The sequence below is a fragment of the Amycolatopsis sp. QT-25 genome (genome assembly GCF_029369745.1).
Lineage (GTDB): Bacteria > Actinomycetota > Actinomycetes > Mycobacteriales > Pseudonocardiaceae > Amycolatopsis.
Genome location: NZ_CP120210.1, coordinates 6,484,322 through 6,501,058, shown reverse-complemented (window position 1 = coordinate 6,501,058; position 16,737 = coordinate 6,484,322). Strand labels below are relative to the sequence as shown.

General features: G+C 69.5%; 13 protein-coding genes. 5 read left to right on the top strand and 8 right to left on the bottom strand.

Annotation, left to right across the window (positions count from 1 at the left end):
* Nucleotides 1-36 precede the first annotated feature (36 nt).
* Complete coding sequence (locus tag P3102_RS30305; RefSeq protein ID WP_276363780.1) at nt 37-1,425, bottom strand: NAD(P)/FAD-dependent oxidoreductase; 1,389 nt, start codon at nt 1,423-1,425, stop codon at nt 37-39.
* A 205-nt stretch (nt 1,426-1,630) separates the two neighbouring features.
* On the opposite strand from P3102_RS30305, the gene P3102_RS30300 reads away from it, so the two are divergent.
* The 4 genes from P3102_RS30300 to P3102_RS30285 all read left to right on the top strand — a co-directional run bounded on the left by P3102_RS30300 (nt 1,631) and on the right by P3102_RS30285 (nt 6,752).
* Nucleotides 1,631-3,034, top strand: coding sequence for an FAD-dependent monooxygenase (locus P3102_RS30300; protein ID WP_276363778.1), 1,404 nt, complete (start codon nt 1,631-1,633; stop codon nt 3,032-3,034).
* 19 nt (nt 3,035-3,053) lie between these two features.
* Complete coding sequence (locus P3102_RS30295; protein ID WP_276363777.1) at nt 3,054-4,439, top strand: FAD-dependent monooxygenase; 1,386 nt, start codon at nt 3,054-3,056, stop codon at nt 4,437-4,439.
* Between the two features lie 264 nt (nt 4,440-4,703).
* Nucleotides 4,704-5,678 carry an alpha/beta hydrolase gene (locus tag P3102_RS30290; protein ID WP_276363776.1) on the top strand — a complete coding sequence of 325 codons (975 nt, stop codon included), beginning with the start codon at nt 4,704-4,706 and terminating at the stop codon, nt 5,676-5,678.
* A 123-nt stretch (nt 5,679-5,801) separates the two neighbouring features.
* Nucleotides 5,802-6,752: an NAD-dependent epimerase/dehydratase family protein gene (locus tag P3102_RS30285; RefSeq protein ID WP_276363774.1), complete on the top strand. Its 951-nt coding sequence runs from the start codon at nt 5,802-5,804 to the stop codon at nt 6,750-6,752.
* A 155-nt stretch (nt 6,753-6,907) separates the two neighbouring features.
* Here the strand turns inward: P3102_RS30285 and P3102_RS30280 are convergent, their stop codons facing one another.
* From P3102_RS30280 to P3102_RS30265, 4 genes are all read right to left on the bottom strand, one after another.
* The gene (locus P3102_RS30280) at nt 6,908-7,606 is read right to left on the bottom strand and encodes a class I SAM-dependent methyltransferase (protein WP_276363772.1); all 699 of its coding nucleotides are present in this window, start codon (nt 7,604-7,606) and stop codon (nt 6,908-6,910) included.
* Entirely contained in the window at nt 7,603-8,841 is a 1,239-nt protein-coding gene (locus P3102_RS30275; protein WP_276363771.1) for a glycosyltransferase, read from the bottom strand. The genes P3102_RS30280 and P3102_RS30275 overlap by 4 nt, the downstream gene beginning before the upstream one ends.
* Before the next feature lie 6 nt (nt 8,842-8,847).
* Nucleotides 8,848-10,848, bottom strand: coding sequence for a glycosyltransferase family 39 protein (locus P3102_RS30270; protein WP_276363770.1), 2,001 nt, complete (start codon nt 10,846-10,848; stop codon nt 8,848-8,850).
* Nucleotides 10,849-11,021: 173 nt separating this feature from the next.
* Nucleotides 11,022-12,224 carry a cytochrome P450 gene (locus P3102_RS30265; RefSeq protein ID WP_276363768.1) on the bottom strand — a complete coding sequence of 401 codons (1,203 nt, stop codon included), beginning with the start codon at nt 12,222-12,224 and terminating at the stop codon, nt 11,022-11,024.
* 263 nt (nt 12,225-12,487) lie between these two features.
* On the opposite strand from P3102_RS30265, the gene P3102_RS30260 reads away from it, so the two are divergent.
* Nucleotides 12,488-12,907 carry an enediyne antibiotic chromoprotein gene (locus tag P3102_RS30260; protein ID WP_276363767.1) on the top strand — a complete coding sequence of 140 codons (420 nt, stop codon included), beginning with the start codon at nt 12,488-12,490 and terminating at the stop codon, nt 12,905-12,907.
* A gap of 347 nt (nt 12,908-13,254) precedes the next feature.
* Here P3102_RS30260 and P3102_RS30255 read toward each other — a convergent pair whose 3' ends face one another.
* The 3 genes from P3102_RS30255 to P3102_RS30245 form a co-directional block, all read right to left on the bottom strand.
* Nucleotides 13,255-14,349 (bottom strand): LLM class flavin-dependent oxidoreductase, encoded by a 1,095-nt coding sequence (locus P3102_RS30255; RefSeq protein ID WP_276363765.1) that lies wholly within the window; start codon nt 14,347-14,349, stop codon nt 13,255-13,257.
* Nucleotides 14,346-15,353, bottom strand: coding sequence for an acyl-CoA dehydrogenase family protein (locus P3102_RS30250; protein ID WP_276363764.1), 1,008 nt, complete (start codon nt 15,351-15,353; stop codon nt 14,346-14,348). The genes P3102_RS30255 and P3102_RS30250 overlap by 4 nt, the downstream gene beginning before the upstream one ends.
* Before the next feature lie 182 nt (nt 15,354-15,535).
* Nucleotides 15,536-16,693: an acyl-CoA dehydrogenase family protein gene (locus tag P3102_RS30245; RefSeq protein WP_276363762.1), complete on the bottom strand. Its 1,158-nt coding sequence runs from the start codon at nt 16,691-16,693 to the stop codon at nt 15,536-15,538.
* Nucleotides 16,694-16,737 lie beyond the last annotated feature (44 nt).

The following is a 16,737-nucleotide window of genomic DNA, read 5'->3' as shown; positions in this document are numbered from 1 at the left end:
GACCCTTTCCCTAGGCCGGTGGAAGAGTGGCGGCGCTCACGCGCGCCGGATGCCGATCTGCGGCTCGTAGCTCAGGTACAGCCCGTTGATCGCCTTTTCGGGCTTCTCCGGCGCCTGCTTGTGCTCGTGCACGCGGTTGAGGTTGTCCAGCGGGTTGTGCTTGCCGCTTTCGTCACCGAGCAGGTGACCCTGGATCCGGCGGTAGACCTCCTCGGTGTCCTCGAGATCGGCGATACCCGTGACGAACCGGTCGAACGCGGCCTGCACGTCCATTCCCGCCCAGTCCTTTTCGGACAGCTGCTGCGCGCGGAAGAAGTGGTGCTCCTTGCCGCGGTAGCTCTCGTAGAAGGTCGACACCAGCACCAGCAGCCGTTCGTAGGCGCGGCGGTACACGACCTCGTAGAAGTCCCAGGCCTCGGGTTCGCTGATCTCACCGCGCAGGACGCTGCCGATCGCGGCGGTGCCGATCAGCGCGCTGTAGGTGCCCAGGTGCACGCCGGTCGACAGCAGGGGGTCGAGGAAGCAGGCGGCGTCGCCGGCGAGCAGGTAGCCGGGGCCCTGGAACTGCTCGGCCGCGTACGAATAGTCCTGCTCGACCTTGACCTCGGTGACCTGCTCGGCCTCGACCAGCAGCTGCTGTATCGCCGGGCAGTCGCCGATCGCCTTGTGGTACACCGGATCCACGCCGCCGAGTTCGTTGCGCGCGGCGTTGAACGAGTCCCGGCCGGTGACCAGCCCGACGCTCATCGTGCCGTCGGGCAGCGGGATCCCCCAGAACCAGCCGTCACCGACCGAGGCGACGGTGATCGCGCCACGCGGCCCGCGGTCGAGTTCCTTCGCGTCCTTCCAGTACGACCAGGCGGCGACGTTGCGGAACACGTTGTGGAACTTGCGGTTCTTCAGGTACTTGGTGGCCAGCACGCCACCGCGGCCGGAGGCGTCGACGAGGTAGTCGAATTCGATCCGGCCGCTGTTGGCCGTGTTCTTGGCCTCGGCCCAGTGCGCCGCGACCGGGCGGTCGCCGTCGAAGTCGAGTTTCTTCACCGCGATGCCCTCGTGGACCTCGACACCGACCTCGCGCGCGTGGTCGAGCAGGATCTTGTCGAAATCGGCGCGGATGACCTGCCACGCGCTGGTGCTGCCGTCACGGCCGTGCGGCCGGAAGCGCACCTCCCACTCTTCGGGTCCCCAGAAGTAGTAGGCGCCGCCTTTGGGCTGGAACCCGGCCGCCGCGATCTTGTCCCAGACGCCGAGACGTTCGAGGATCGGACGGCACGAGGGCAGCAGCGATTCGCCGATGTGGTAGCGCGGGAAATGTTCCCGCTCGAGAAGGGTGACTTCGAATCCCTCTTTGGCCAGCAGCCCGGCAGCGGTGGAACCCGCCGGTCCGCCGCCGATCACGAGGATCCGGGTCTTTGCGCGCATGAGACCTCTCCAACTACGCCGACAGCCGGAATTACTTGATCGACGCTAACAACCGGGACTGGAGATCCGCTCGAGAACTCGTTGCCGCACAAGGCTTTGGTGAAACCGCAGTCGAAGAGACGCCACCCGGCCGCGGGCGGACGACGATTCTTCACGTGTCGGACTCCGACGGCCCGGCCGACTACCCTATTGGAGGAACCCCGCGATGGGCGAATACCTTGGCGAACGCGCCGTCGTGCTCGGCGGCGGCATGGCCGGCCTGCTGACCGCCCGCGTGCTTTCGGAACGCTACCGCTCGGTCGTGATCGTCGAGCGTGACACGATCGTCGGCGTCGCCGGGACCCGCCGCGGCGTGCCGCAGGCGCATCACGCGCACGCGCTGCTCGCCCGCGGCCAGCAGATCCTCGAAGACCTGTTTCCCGGCCTGCAAGCGGAGCTGACCGACAACGGCGTCCCCAGCGGTGACCTCTCCGGCAGCCTGCGCTGGTACTTCAACGGCAAACGCCTGCGGCAGAAGAACTCCGGCCTGCTCAGCGTGTCCGCGACCCGCCCGGAGCTCGAAGAGCACGTCCGGGCGAGGGTCGTCGCGCTGCCGAACGTGGAGGTCCGCGAGCGCACGGTGATCCAGTCGCTCGTCGCCACCGGCGACCACTCGCGGGTCGTCGGCGTACGGGTGACCGGCGACGACGCCGAACCGGAGACGATCCTCGCCGACCTGCTCGTGGACGCCACCGGCCGTGGCAGCCGTTCGTCGGTGTGGCTGGAGGAACTCGGCTACGAGCGGCCCGCCGAGGAGAAGATCAAGATCGACCTCGCCTACACCTCGCGGCTGTTCGAGCTGGACACCGACCCGTTCGGCGACGACCTCGCGATCAACCCGGTCGCCTCGCCCGCGAACCCGCGCGGCGCGTTCTTCGTGAACCTGCCGGGGAACGTCGCCCTGCTGTCGCAGACCGGCCTGCTCGGCGACCACCCGCCGCGCGACGCCGAGGGCTTCCTCGAGTTCGCCAAGACACTCGACGCACCCGAGATCCACCGGGCCGTGCGCACCGCGAAGCCGATCAGCGAGATCACCAGCTTCAAGGTGCCCGCCAGCGTCCGCCGCCGGTTCGACAAGCTGCGCCGCTTCCCCGAAGGCATGCTGGTGATCGGGGACGGCGTCTGCGCGTTCAACCCCGTGTACGGCCAGGGCATGACGGTCGCGGCCATGGAGGCCGCCCACCTCGCCACGCATCTCGACGCCGGTGGCGTGCGGCCGCTGCGGTTCTTCAAGGAGATCAGCCCGATCATCGACGTGCCGTGGGACATCTCGGCGGGCGGGGACCTCGCGTTCCCCGGTGTCGAGGGCCCGCGTCCGCTGAAGGTCAAGATGGGCAACGCGTACATGGCGAAGCTGCACTCCGCGGCGACTCTCGACGGCCGGTTCACCGAGGCGTTCTTCCGGGCCGCGGGCCTGGTCGACCCGCCGACCGCGCTGATGCGCCCGAGCCTGGTGGTCGGCGTGCTGCGCACCGCGCGGCGCGTCAAGACGGCAGGCCCGGTCGATTCCACTGTCCCCACCGCCACGATCGGCCAGGCTCCGCCCGCGTCCGGCGACCTCGCGGCCTGAGCACCAAGGAGCCATGGTCATGAACGAACCCGTCGGCAAACGCGCGGTGGTGATCGGCGGCAGTGTCGCCGGCACCCTGGCGGCGAGAGTGCTTTCCGAGTTCTACCGCGAGGTCGTGGTCGTGGACCGCGACGAGGTGCTCGGGGTGGACAAGCCGCGGCGCGGGACCCCGCACACCTGGCACGCGCACGGCCTGCACGCACGCGGCTACTTCATCCTCGAGGAACTCTTCCCGAACCTGCTCGGCGACCTGCGGGACTCGGGTGTCCCGGTCGGCGATCTCGCGCGGATGAAGTGGTACTTCGACGGGAAGCAGGTCATGCCCGCCGACAGCGGGCTGCCGTCGATCACGGCGTTGCGCCCGGTGCTGGAGCACCACCTGCGGCTGCGTACGGCGGCACTGCCGAACGTCACCTACCGCGAGCGCACCGACGTCCACGGCCTGCTCGCCACGCGTGAGGGCAAGCGGATCATCGGGGTCCGCGTGCAGGCGCGGGACGGCTCACCGGAGGAACGCCTCGGCGCGGACCTGGTCGTCGATGCCTCCGGACGAGGTACGCGCACGCCGGTCTGGCTGGAGGAACTGGGCTTCGAACGGCCAGCCGAGGAGCGCGTGAAGGTCGGGCTGGCGTACACGACTCGCATGTTCCGCAAGCGGCCGGAGATGTTCGGCGGCTGGCAGTCGATCAACCCGGTCGCCTCGCCCGCGCATCCACGGGGCGCGTTCTTCGGCCAGGTCAACGAAGACGAGTGCATCCTTTCGCTGACCGGCCTCCTCGGCGACCATCCGCCGACCGACGCCCGCGGCTATCTCGACTACGTGAAGTCGCTGCCTGCCAAGGAGATCTACGAAGCGGTGAAGGACGCGCAGCCGTTGATCGAGCCGGTGACGTTCAAGTTCCCGGCGAGCCTGCGGCGGCGCTACGAACGGCTCAAGCGGTTCCCGGAGCGGCTGTTCGTGCTCGGTGACGCGTTCTGCAGTTTCAACCCGGTGTACGGCCAGGGCATGACGGTCGCGTCGATGGAGGCGATCGCGCTGCGCGAGCATCTCCGTCGTCGTTCCGAACCGGACTCGCGGCGGTTCCTGCGCGAGATCGGCAAGGTCGTCAACGACCCGTGGGACATTTCGACCAGCGGTGACCTGGACTTCCCCGGCGTGGAGGGAAAGCGGACGCTCAAGGTCAAGATGGGCAACGCGTACATGGCGAAGGTCCAGTACGCGGCGACGATCGATCCGGGGATCACGGCGGCGTTCATGCGGGTGGCCGGACTGGTCGACCCGCCGGCCGCGCTGATGAAACCGGGCATCGTGCGCAGGGTGCTGCGGGCAGGCCGGCGTCGTCCCGCGCCGGGGGCGACCGTGACGGAGCTGCCCCGCCCGGACAGCGAGTCGCGCGCGGCGTGACCGTGGCTCGGCGCGAACGACGTTTTCCCGTGCCTGGAGGGACGACACGCGTGATCAGGCGGACGGCTCGCGGCGGAACGCGGCCGCGCGCGTGTCGTCCCTTTGAACGCGCGTGTCGTCCGTTCAATCACGCGAATCCGCTGATCCGGCACCGGGGTTCGTGAGTTTTTCTCTCCTCCGCAACAATCGAGATGTGTTTTTCGGCCAACGCGGCTGATCATTGATGTGTCGATGACCATTTCCCTGGCGGTGGGAGAAGAATTCATGAGCAGATTCAAGAAGGTCATGATCGCGCTGGCCGCGGTCGCGGCGGTGATACTGCTGGGGGGCGCGGCGGCGGGAAGCTCCGCGAATACGAGCTGGAGACATTCCGACGCGGCGCTCGCCCGGTCGCTGCAGGGCGGGTTCACCAGCTCCCACGCCGACGTCAACGGCGTCCGGCTGCATTATGTCGCCGGTGGTTCCGGCAGTCCGGTGGTGCTGCTGCCGGGCTGGCCGCAGACGTGGTGGGCGTTCCACAAGGTGATGCCGGCGCTGGCCGCGAACCACCGGGTGATCGCCGTCGACCTGCGGGGGATGGGCGGATCGTCGAAGCCGCAGGCGGGCTACGACAAGGAGACGATGGCCGCCGACATCCACGCGTTGCTCGCCGAGCTCGGGTACGCCAAGGCGGATCTGGTCGGCCACGACATCGGCGCGATGGTCGCGCACAGCTACGGGATCAAGTACCCGCAGGCGGTCGGGAAACTGGCGCTGATGGACGTGGTCGCGCCCGACAAGAGCCTTTACCAGCTGCCGTTGCTGCCCAGTGGGCCCGGCCAGTTCTCCCCGTGGTGGTGGACGTTCAACCAGTTGCAAGGCCTGCCGGAGCAGCTCGTCTCCGGTCGCTCGCGGTATCTGGTGGACGCGATGATCGACCAGCTCTCGGTGGCGCCGTCGGCGGTCAGCGACTTCGACCGGAACGTCTACGCGCGGGCCTACCACACACGGGAGGCCGTCCGGGCGGGCAACGGTTGGTACCGGACGCTCGCCCAGGACATCGCGGCCGGGTCGTCGTACGGGAAGCTGACCATGCCGGTGCTCGGCCTCGCGGGTGAGTTCAATCACCAGTACTTCACCCAGGTGCTGCCCGCCAAGGCGGCCGATCCGCGGGTGGTCAAGATCGCCGGGGCCGGACATTACCTTTCCGAGGAACAGCCCGCTCAGGTCGTCGGCGCGCTGAAGAACTTCCTCGGCTGAATCCCGCCTTCCGATACTGCCTTTCGGGGCAGTATTGGAGGCGTCCCGGCGAACCCGCCGATGGGATTCTGCGAAAAGGAAAAAGTCCTGGAATTCCCAGCCTATCGGGCAAAGGTGGCTAAAATGAAGGTTGGTGTTACCGGTGGCACCGGGTTCATCGGGCAGTACGTCTGCGAGGAACTCGCCGCGCGAGGGCACACGCCGGTCGTGTTCGACCATCGTGGCGAGGGGGACGGCGGGCCGTGGGAGGTCATGCTGGGCGACATCCGTGACGCGACGGCGCTGACCGAACTCGCCGCGCATTGCGACGGGATCATCCATCTGGCCGCCGTGCTGGGCACCCAGGAGACGATCACCAATCCGCGCCCCGCGGTGGAGACCAACGTCATGGGCGGCCTGAACTTCCTCGAGGCCGTCGCCCAGTACGACCTGCCCGGCGTGTACATCTGCGTCGGCAACCACTGGATGAACAACAGCTACTCGATCTCGAAGACCACGGTCGAGCGGTTCGTCCGCATGTTCAACGCCGACCGCGGCACCCGCGTGAACTGCGTCCGCGCGGTCAACGCCTACGGCCCGCGCCAGAAGGCCGCGCCGCCGTTCGCCGCGGGGAAGGTCCGCAAGATCACCCCCGCGCTGGTCTGCCGGGCACTGTCCGGCATCCCGGTGGAGCTCTACGGCGGTGGGCGGCAGATCTCGGACATGGTGTGGGTCGGCGACGTCGCCCGCACCCTGGTGTCCTCTTTGGAGGTCGCCGCCGAGGGACGGGTGCTGGAGCACACGGTCGAGATCGGGCCTGCCGATTCGGTCACGATCCGCGAGGTGGCGGAGCTCGTCATCGAGCTGTGCGAGCAGCGCGGCTACCCGCGGGTCGGCATCACCGACCTGCCCATGCGCCCGGGTGAGACACCGAACACCCCGGTCACGGCCGACGTTTCGACCCTGCTTTCCGTCGGCATCGAGCCGGACTCCCTGGTCACGCTGGAGGAAGGCATGACGAAGACGGTGGACTGGTACCTGGAGCACCGCGGCACCGCCTGGGACGTTCCCCCGGCCGGCCTCCGCGCCGCCTAGCTCCACAAGCGCGTCAAGGGCCCCTTCCCCCGGCTCAACCGGGGGAAGGGGCCTTGACGCGCGTGCCCTTCACCGACCCACGCGGCCTCGGCGACCAGGTACATGAAGGCCCCCTTCCTTGCGCCAGGCGCAAGGAAGGGGGCCTTCATGTACCGCTAAGGCTTATGGGCCTTCAGGATCAGCGAGACACCCCGGCGCGAGCGCGTCGGGAGGTACCGCTCCGCCGTGACGATCGCGGTCAGGGCGTGGTTGACCAGCCAGGGCGTGTGCTCGTTCAGTTCGTTCCCGCGGGCCGAACGCCGCCGCAGCGCCACCACTGGCCGGAGTAGGACGTTCCAGCTCCACAGCTCGTCGACGACGAAGCCGGCGTCCTCGACGACCTTCCGCAGCGAAGCCCGGTCGTAGCGGCGCACGTGGTGCACCGCGACGTCGTGCGCCGACCACAGGTCCATTCCGGACGGGACGCTGATCAGCGCGGAGCCGCCGGGCCGCAGCACCCGGAACAGTTCCGCCGCGGCCTGGTCGTCCTCCTGGATGTGCTCGAGGATTTCGAACGCCACCACCAGATCGAAGGACGAAGACGGCAGGGGCAGGTCACGGGCGTCGGCGTGGATCGCGTCGAGGCCGCGTGAACGGGCGATCTCGACGGCGTTCTCGTCGTAGTCCGTGGCGACGACGTCCCAGCCTCGCGAGCGCAGCACCCGCGTGTTGCCGCCGCCCGCCGCGCCGATGTCGAGCGCGCGGCCGGGCGGGCCGAGCCGGTTCAGCTCGTCGGCGAGCAGGTGCCGCTTCTCCCGGAACCACCAGTGGCGGTCCTCCATCTCGGTGATGCGCGTGACGTCCGCCGTCTTCACCGGCGCTCCTTCCGGTGCCGGGCGAAGACCCAGCGGTCGAGGGCCACGAACCGCAGCAGCGTCATCAGCCCGTAGGCGACGATGAGCACGAGCAGTTCGACGATCGGCCCGGAACCCGGGGCGATCAGGTGCAGCCCGGTCACGGCCATCGTGGTCAGCAGATACGTGGTGGCGAACAGGATCGCGGCGCGGGCGTGCAACCCGAGCCGGTGCCCGCCGCCGCGGTTGAACGTCCAGCGCCGGTTGGCCTCGGTATTGGCCACCCCGACGAGCACCAGCGCGACCAGGTTCGCCCCCGCCGGTGTCAGCGGCACGCGCAAGGGCAGATACAGGAGTGTGTAGAGCACTGTCGAGATGACACCGATGACCGCGAACCCGAGGAATTTCGCCAAGGTCGCGGCCCGTGGTTCGGCGAGCACGGCGTCGGGATGGGTGGCGCGCAACTGCGGGATCTCCGGCACGTTCACCCGTCCTTTACCGGCGGCGATCGCCCGGCCCACGCGGACCAGGCCCTTCAGATTCCCCATCGCGGTCTGCGTGACCTTGACCCGCGAATCGACGTCCTCGACCCAGTCCAGCGGCACCTCGTGCACCCGCAGGCCGTTGTGCTCGGCCAGCATCAGCAGCTCGGTGTCGAAGAACCAGTGGTCGTCCTCGACCGCTTCCAGCAGGCCGACCACGGCGTCGCGCCGGGCCGCCTTGAAGCCGGCGGACGTGTCGGTGCTGCGCAGCCCGAACACGTGCCGCGTGATCGCGTTGTAGGTGCGGGAGACGATCTCGCGTTTGAGACTGCGGCGGATCCGCGAGCCGCGGCCGAGCCGGGTCCCGATGGTGATCTCGCAGTGCCCGCTGACCAGTGGCGCGATCAGGGGGAGCAGGCCCTCCAACCCGGTCGACAGGTCGACGTCCATGTAGGCGACGATGTCGGCGGTGCTGGCTCCCCACGTCGCCTTGATCGCCGCGCCCCGGCCGCGGACCGGCACCCGCCGCGCGGAGATGCGCGGGTTCCGCTCGGCCAGTTCGGTGGCGATCTCCCACGTCCGGTCGGTGCTGCCGTTGTCGGCGATGGTGATGGACCAGGGGAACGGGAAGCCGTCGCCGAGGAACGCGCTCAGCGTGGTGATGCAGCCGTGCAGGGCACGTTCCTCGTCGAGCACCGGGATGACGATCTCGACGGTCGCCGTCCGGCGGCCTCCCGTGGCTGGGCGGGGTGCCGCGGTGAGTTCAGCCGTCATCGGGCATCACGCTCCCGGTTTGCAGTCGAACAGGGCGGAGGTGAAGCCCATCCACGGGTTCGCGGTGTAGGCGGGCGGCGGGACCCGGGTGCAGTTGCGCACCACCCAGTCCTTGCGGGCCAGCGCGGTCGGGCTGTCGTAGGCGAATCCACCGAACAGCACGAACCTGACCTGTCCACTTCGGACGGCTTCCGCGAGACCGGCGGCGGTCGGCATCGGCATCGTGCCGACGAAGCCGCCCATCGGCATGACGGACAGGCCCGCCCGGATGTAGGGCGAGGCGCCGGTGCCGCCGAAGGTCGCCAGGTCGAACCGCTCGCCGCGGTCGTTGGCCCGGAGGAAACCGAGGAGCTTCCGGTCGGCGTCCGAGGGCATCATCTGGAACATGATCGGCGGTGGCAGCGGCATGGCCTGTCCGCCGGCCGCGCCGGGCTTCGGGCCGCCGGCCATGAGCTTCGTCAGGTCGATGCCGGTGGAGAGCGCGTTCGGGTCCGGCCCCGCGAGCGGGTTGAAGTTCTGGAACATCGCCGTGCGCGGATCCGTCGGCGGGTGGAAGGCCGGTGCCGCCCAGGCGACCGGCCCGGCCAGCAGCGCGACCCCGGCCACGGCCCCGGTCACGACGGCGAACTTCCCCGTGCGGCGCAGGAGGACCAGCACCGCGGCGAGGACGGTGGCGGCCACGACGACCGGCCGCAGCCACGGCACGTAGTCACTGGAACGGCTCATCAGCACGAACGCCCAGGCGCCGGTGGCGAGGAGCCCGACCGGCAGCACCCACGGGTGACGGCGGGTCGTCCAGGCGAGGTGCAGGCCCACGCCGCCGATCGCGGCGATGGCGGGTGCCAGGAGGCTCGTGTAGTACGGGTGGATGCTCTGCGAGAAGCTGAGCGCGCCGGCGAAGAGAACGAGCCAGCCTCCCCACAGCAGCCAGCCCGCGCGCTGCTTGTCGGTGCGCGGGGCGCGGCCCGTGGCGACCAGGCCGACGACGAGCAGCAGCAGCGCCAGCGGCAGCAGCCACGAGATCTGGCCGCCGATCAGGTCGTTGAACAGCCGGAACACCCCGGTGTCACCGCCCTGGTCGACCGGCGTGACCTTGCCGTCGGGCAGAACGGGCAGTTCGGCCGAGTTCCCGGCCTTCGCGGCGTCCGCGCGGTCGAAGAGGTTGTAGGCCCACACCATCTGCCACACCGAGTTCGAGGTGCTGCCGTCCATGTACGGGCGGGAGCCCGCGGGCGTGAACGAGACGATGAGCATCCAGATCGACGAAACCGCGGCGGTGACCGCACCGGCGCCGAGCAGGTGCAGCACCCGGCGTCCCGCCGAGACCGGCGCGGCGACGAGGTAGACGATCCCGAGCACCGGCAGGATGGCCAGCGCCATGGCGAGTTTGATGTGGAAGCCGACGCCGACGAGCACGGCGGTCAACAGCAGCCAGCGCGGCGACGCCTTCTCCAGTGCCCGCCAGAAGGCGTAGGTCGCGACGAGCAGCGTCAAGATCAGTGTCGAGTCGGGCAGGTTGACCCGGGTGGCCGCGACGGTGATCGGCGTCGCGGCGAGCAGGACGGCCGCCAGTGCCGCCGGCGCGTGCCCGGCCCAGCGGCGCACGAGCACGAACAGGACGTACACCGAGACACCGCCCGCGATGACGCCGGGCAGCAGCAGCGCCCACGTCTCGTAGCCGAAGACACGGACGGACAGTGCCTGCAACCAGAGCGCGCCGGGTGCCTTGTCGACACTCATGAACCCGGCGGGATCGTAGGCGCCGTAAAGGAAGTTGTGCCAGTTCTGAGACATGCCGCGGACCGCGGCGGCGTAGGCGTAGTGTGCGGCGTTCCCGCCGATACCCCACCCGTAGGCGACGCCGGCGACGAGCGCGCTCAGGACGGCGACGCGTCTGGCCGCCGATGCGGACAACCCCGTCTTGGTCTTCTTCTTCGGCGTCCGCGCGGGCGGGGCGGCGCCCCGCGGTGGGGTGCTCGTGACCGGGGTGCCTAGGTCTTGGGACACGTTCTACTCCCTTCCCAGGAATAGGAGATGACGCGGCTCACGGACGTGAGATACGCACCGCGAATTCGTGATCGTCTCCGAAAGTGTCGCACCGCGCTTTCGGCCGCGTCTTATCCCAGCCTGCGGGTTTGCCGCCCGCGTCCACCGGTCGACCGTCCTTTGAGGACAAGGGGTCAGCGAAGCCGGACGGGAAGCGCTTCGAGGCCGTGCATCACCATGCTGACGCGCCAGCGGAGGCTTTCCGCGGGCACGGCCTCGCGCAGGTCCGGGAACCGCGTGAGCAGGGCGGCGAGGGCGATCCCGCCTTCGAGCCGGGCCATCGGCGCGCCGAGACAGTGGTGGATGCCGTGTCCGAAGGCGAGCTGCGGATTGTCCGCGCGGCCGAGTTCCAAAGTGTCGGCGCCGGGAAAACGGGCGGGGTCGCGGTTCGCGGCCAGCAACGACACGATGACCAGTGAGCCCGCCGGGATGGTCACGCCGCCGAGCTCGACTTCCTCGGTGGAGTACCGCATCGCCGCGTGCACCGGGCTCTCGTAACGCAGGAATTCCTCGACCGCGGCGGGCATCCCGTCCGGATCCGCGCGCAACGCGGCGAGCTGCGCCGGGTTCTCGAGCAGGGCGAGGGTGGCGTTGCCGATCAGGTGCACGGTGGTCTCGTGTCCGGCGATCAACAGGAGGAAGACCATCGACGTCAGCTCGTGCTCGGTCAGCCGGTCTTCGCCGTCGTGCACCGTGACGAGCGCCGAAAGCAGGTCCGTGCCGGGGTTCTCACGCTTCGCGGCGAGAAGTTTCCTGACATAGCGCAGCATTTCGGCGGCGGCCGCGTCGAGTTCGTCGACGGGGAGGGCACTGGCGGTGAGGATCTCGGTCCAGCCGTGGAAGGCGCCGGCCTCGTCCTCGGGCACGCCGAGCATCTCCGTGAGGACGCGGATCGGCAGCGGCAAGGCGAGTGCCTTGATCAGGTCGACCTCGTCGAGGTCGGCCACGGCGTCGAGCAGTTCCGCCGTGATGGCTTCGATCCTGGGGCGCAACTGGGCGATCCGGCGCACGGTGAACGCGGCGGACACCAGCTTCCGGAGCCGGGTGTGATCCGGCGGATCGAGGTTCAGCATATGCGTGTTCATGCCGAGCCGGACGTCCTCGGACAACCCGCGCCGGTCGCCGACGACGCCGGTGCGCCCGCTCAGCCCCGGATGCGCGAGGGCCTGGCGCACTTCGGCGTAACCGCTGACCAGCCAGCCGCTGGTGCCGGAGGAAAGCATGATCCTCCGGACCGGGCCGGTTTCGCGCAGCGCGGTATAGGCGGCGTGCCTTTCCGGTGCGCCACCGAACAGGAAATCGGAGCTGGAAGAGGTCGCAGAGGTCGCAGAGGTCACGGAGGTCCCAGAGGTCACTGAATCAGGTTCCCGTGCGCGCCGTCGCGCCTTCTTCTCCTGGCTTGCCCGCGGCCTGTGAATTACGCACGAAGCGCGCGAGTTTATTGCACCTTTTTTCTTACGGCCTACTCGAAAACTGCTCGAAGAAATCGTTGACGATCTAGGTCCGGTGATCGTAACGTTGTTACCAGGACGCCGGGGGGTAACGGAACCCGCGCCTGGTGAAGTCGGAAATTCCCTGTCAATGAATCGGAGTGATTACTGTGTCCGCAAAGCTTGTCGCCAAGTTCGCCGGTTCCGCCATCGCCGCTCTCGGCCTGCTGGCCGTCGTCGCCCCTGGTGCCTCCGCCGCGGCGGCCGTCACGGTCACGCCGTCGTCGGGACTCTCGGACGGTGCGGTGGTCCAGGTGGTCGGAACCGGCCTGACGCCGGGCGGTACCTATCGCGTCGGCGAGTGCGCCCAGGACGCGACGGGGCAGTTCCCTTGCAGCCCTTCGCAGCAGTCGCTGGTCGCTGACGCGGCCGGGAAGATCTCGGCCTCGGTCACCGTGCAGAAGAACTTCACCGGCGTGCTGCCCGACGGCAGCAGCTACGGCGCGGTGGACTGCAAGGCCATCACCTGCGTCGTCGGTCTCGGTGACGCCGCCGGCAACGGTGGCGGGGTGATCATCAGCTTCAGCTGACGCTCGCGGCCGGATCGAACGGCGATGGAGGAATTGGGACGTCGCGTGTCCCAATTCCCCCACCGTCGAGCAAGAGGATAGCGCACGTGAAAGTACCTGAAGGACCCCTTCCTCGCGTCAGACGCGAGGAAGGGGTCCTTCAAGTATCTCGGGCTTGGCGGCGGAACTCACGTGTTTCCAGCCGTATCTCGCGTGATCGGAGCCGTAACTCACGTGTCCACAGCCGTAACTCACGATGCGGACCGGTTTCGGCGAGTTACGGCCTCGATCACGCGAGTTACGATTCCAATCATGCGAGTTACGGCTTCGATCACGCGAGTTACGATTCCAATCACGCGAGTTTCGGGTCAGAGCGGGTCCGTGAGCAGGCCGCGTTTCCGCAAAATCGGCATGACGCCTTCGCCGAAGGTATAGGCCTCTTCGAGATGCGGCTGCGCGGAAAGGATCAGGTGGTCGAGCCCGAGGGCGTGGTATTCCTCGATCCGTTCGGCCACTTCCTCGTGGCTGCCCACCAAGGCCGTGCCGACGCCGGGACGCACCAGGCCGTAGCCCGCCCAGACGTTGGGGTGGATCTCCAGCGAGTCGGTGGTGCCGGAGTGCAACGCCGCCATCCGCCGCTGGCCTTCGGATTCGGTGGCGGCGAACCGTTCCTGTGCCTGCCGGATCCGGGCCGGGTCCATTCCGGCGAGCAGCTGGTCGGCCACCTTCCACGCTTCGGCGGAGGTGTCCCGGCTGATCACGTGGAACCGCGTCCCGAAGCGCAGCGAACGGCCCAACGCCTCCGCTCGCGCACGGGACCGTTCGAGGTGCGAGGCCATCGCCGCGGGCGTTTCGCCCCACATCAGCAACACGTCCGCCTGCGCGGCCGCGACTTCCAGCGCGGCCGACGAAGAGCCACCCAGGAACAAGGTGGGCCGCACCGCGTGCGGCCGGGCGACCAGGCCGGCCTTCAATGTGTAATGCGTGCCGGTGAAGTCGAACCGCGAACCCGGCCAAGCCTGGCGGAAGACGTCCATGAACTCGCCGGTGCGCGCGTACCGCTGGTCGTGGTCGAGCCAGTCGCCGTAGCGGCGTTGCTCGTCGGGGTCGCCGCCGGTCACGATGTTGAGCAGCAGCCGCGAATCGGAGACGCGCTGGAACGTCGCCGCGGTCTGCGCGGCGAGCAGCGGCGAGACGAAGCCCGGTCGCATGGCGATCATGAACTTCACCGAGCGTGTCACGCCCACCAGCGCCGACGCCACCACCCACGGGTCCTCGCAGAACAACCCGAACGGCGTCAGCATCCCGGTGAACCCGAAACGGTCGGCGGCGAGCGCGACCTGGGTCAGGTACTCGATGTCCGGTTCGCGGCGGGCGCCGGGTGCCGCGACCCCGTCGGCGGTCTTGGCGACCTCCCGCCCGTCGCCGTGTGACGGCAGGAACCAGTGCAGTTGCAGGCTCATGAGTGCTCCCCGAACAGTGAATGCGCGATCGCTGCCAACGGTCTCGACGAGGCGAGTTCCGCCTCCAGCCACAACGCGCGCCGGAACCAGCGGTGCAGCGGGAATTCCCAGGTGACGCCCATCCCGCCGCAGACCTGGATCGCCGTCTCGCAGACGGTGATCGCCGCGCGGCTCGCGGCGTGCGCGGCGCACGCGACCGCTTCCGCGGAGCGGGCCTCGCCCGCCGCGGCGCGGTAGGCCAGCGAACGCGCGAGTTCGACCTCGGCGTAGCCATCGGCGAGCTGCTGGCTCACCGCCTGGAAGGAACCGATGGGCCGGTCGAACTGGGTCCGCGCTTTCGCGTGCTCGACGGCGATCGCCAGCGCCCGGTCCGCGACGCCGATGGCCTCCCCCGCGAGCAGGGTCGTCGCCCGGTCGCGGAGCGCGGAGAGCAGTGACGCGGCGCCGGGGGGCCCGATCAGCAACCGTCCCTCGGCGCCGGCCAGCGCGACGTCGGACGTCGCCCGGAGCGGGTCGACGCCGTCGCGCGCGGACAGCGAAGCGGCGGCCGGGTCGACACCGAACAACGCCACCCCGGCCGGGGTGCGGGCGGCGACCAGGAGTTCCGTGGCGACGTCGGCGTGCAGGACGGTCTGTACCGCGCCGTCCAGCCGCCAGCCGTCGTCGCGACGTACCGCGCGGCAGGTGTCGCCGCCGTCGGCCAGGGTGGCCGGGCCGGGCGGTACGACGCCCGCGGCCCGGTACACGGGCAGGGCGAGCCCGGCCGTGGCGAACCAGGGCACCGGATGCAGCGCCCGGCCGCCCTCCTCGGCCAGCAGGACGAACTCCGCCAGGCCGAGGTCCGTGTCCAGCCAGCCTTGCCGGACCAGCTCGGGCCAGGCGGCGAGGTCCTGCTCGCCGTCGTCGGCCAGCGCCGCGATCCGATCGAGGCCGTAGGTGTCCTCGAGGTAGGTGCGGGCGGCGGCCTTGAGTCCGGTCTGGTCCTCGGTCAGCGCGAAGTCCATCGATGCTCCCTCACTGCCTTGGTGAACCCGCGTCCGCGATCGGCGTCGGCAGGCCGCGGGTCGGTCTTCCGCCTCACGACGGTCGGTAGTGCGCCCTGCCACCGCGACAGCGGGGCCTTCGGCCGGGCGGGTCCGCGTGTTCGGGCACTGCTCTGGTCCATCTTCAGCTCCGCCAACCGTCCCTATCGTGATTTCGGCAGGCCGAGGACCCGCTCCGCGACGATGCCGCGCAGGATCTCCGACGTCCCGCCCTCGATGCTGTTGGCCCGGCTGCGCAACCGCTGATGCTGCCAGTAGCCGCCCCAGAAGGCATCGGTCCCGTCGGCCGCCGCGCCCGCGCCGAGCAGCCGGAGCGCGAGCGCGCTCACCCGCTGGTTCGCCCGCGACCAGCGCAGCTTCAGGATCGAGCTTTCCGGTCCGGGTTCACCGGTCCGTTCCATCGCGGCCAGCGCGCGGTATCCGGTGAAGCGCAGGCCCTGCAGCTCGACGTGGAGCTCGGCGATTTCGGCGCGGACCCGCGGGTCGGTGTCGCCTCCGCACACCTTGGCGGTCTTGACCAGCCTGTCGAGCTGGACGGCCAGCCGCGCGGTGAGCGTGATGCCGAACGTGCCGCGCTCGTGCGCGAGGGTGGTCAACGCGACCCGCCAGCCCTGTCCCGGTTCACCGAGCACGCGGTCCTCGGGGATCTCGACGCCGGACAACAGGATCTGGTTGAAATCGGTGTCGCCGGACAACTGCCGCAGCGGCCGCACCTCGACCCCGGGGGCGCGCATGTCGAGCAGGAAACAGGTCAGGCCGCGGTGTTTGGCCGCGTCCGGGTCGGTGCGGGCGAGCAGCAGGCAGTGGTCGGCCAAATGGGCGTAGGAGGACCAGACCTTTTCGCCGTCGACGACGTAACCGCCGTCGACGCGGCGGGCACGGGTGCGCGCCGAGGCGAGGTCCGAGCCGGCGTCCGGTTCGGAGAAGCCCTGGCAGAAGATCGTCTCCCCGGAAAGGATACGGGGAAGATGGGTGGCCTTCTGCGCGTCCGTTCCATAGTGGACGATCGCGGGGCCGACCATGCCGAGCCCGATCACCCCGGCGTGGTCCGGCGCCTCGGCCAGCGCGCTCTCTTCGGCGTAGATCGCTTGGTAGGCAGGGGAAAGCCCGCGCCCGCCGTGCTCGGCGGGCCAGGTCAGACCGGCGTATCCGGCCGCGTGCAGTGCCTTGCTCCAGGCGCGCAGTTCGTCGGCGGACCAAGCACGAGGCGCGCTCGGCGTGGCGTCGGGTAACTGTTCGGCGAGCCAGGTTTCGAGGCCCGCCCGGAATGCCGCCTGCTCTTCGCTGTCGTCCAGCCGCATGTACGCACCATAACCAGCGTCGATGATCGTGAGGGGGCACGCGA

Excerpts from the sequence above, each read along its gene's own strand:
- P3102_RS30305 (WP_276363780.1), bottom strand. The coding sequence starts at position 1,425 with ATGCGCGCAAAGACCCGGATCCTCGTGATCGGCGGCGGACCGGCGGGT.
- P3102_RS30300 (WP_276363778.1), top strand. The coding sequence starts at position 1,631 with ATGGGCGAATACCTTGGCGAACGCGCCGTCGTGCTCGGCGGCGGCATG.
- P3102_RS30295 (WP_276363777.1), top strand. The coding sequence starts at position 3,054 with ATGAACGAACCCGTCGGCAAACGCGCGGTGGTGATCGGCGGCAGTGTC.
- P3102_RS30290 (WP_276363776.1), top strand. The coding sequence starts at position 4,704 with ATGAGCAGATTCAAGAAGGTCATGATCGCGCTGGCCGCGGTCGCGGCG.
- P3102_RS30285 (WP_276363774.1), top strand. The coding sequence starts at position 5,802 with ATGAAGGTTGGTGTTACCGGTGGCACCGGGTTCATCGGGCAGTACGTC.
- P3102_RS30275 (WP_276363771.1), bottom strand. The coding sequence starts at position 8,841 with ATGACGGCTGAACTCACCGCGGCACCCCGCCCAGCCACGGGAGGCCGC.
- P3102_RS30255 (WP_276363765.1), bottom strand. The coding sequence starts at position 14,349 with ATGAGCCTGCAACTGCACTGGTTCCTGCCGTCACACGGCGACGGGCGG.
- P3102_RS30250 (WP_276363764.1), bottom strand. The coding sequence starts at position 15,353 with ATGGACTTCGCGCTGACCGAGGACCAGACCGGACTCAAGGCCGCCGCC.
- P3102_RS30245 (WP_276363762.1), bottom strand. The coding sequence starts at position 16,693 with ATGCGGCTGGACGACAGCGAAGAGCAGGCGGCATTCCGGGCGGGCCTC.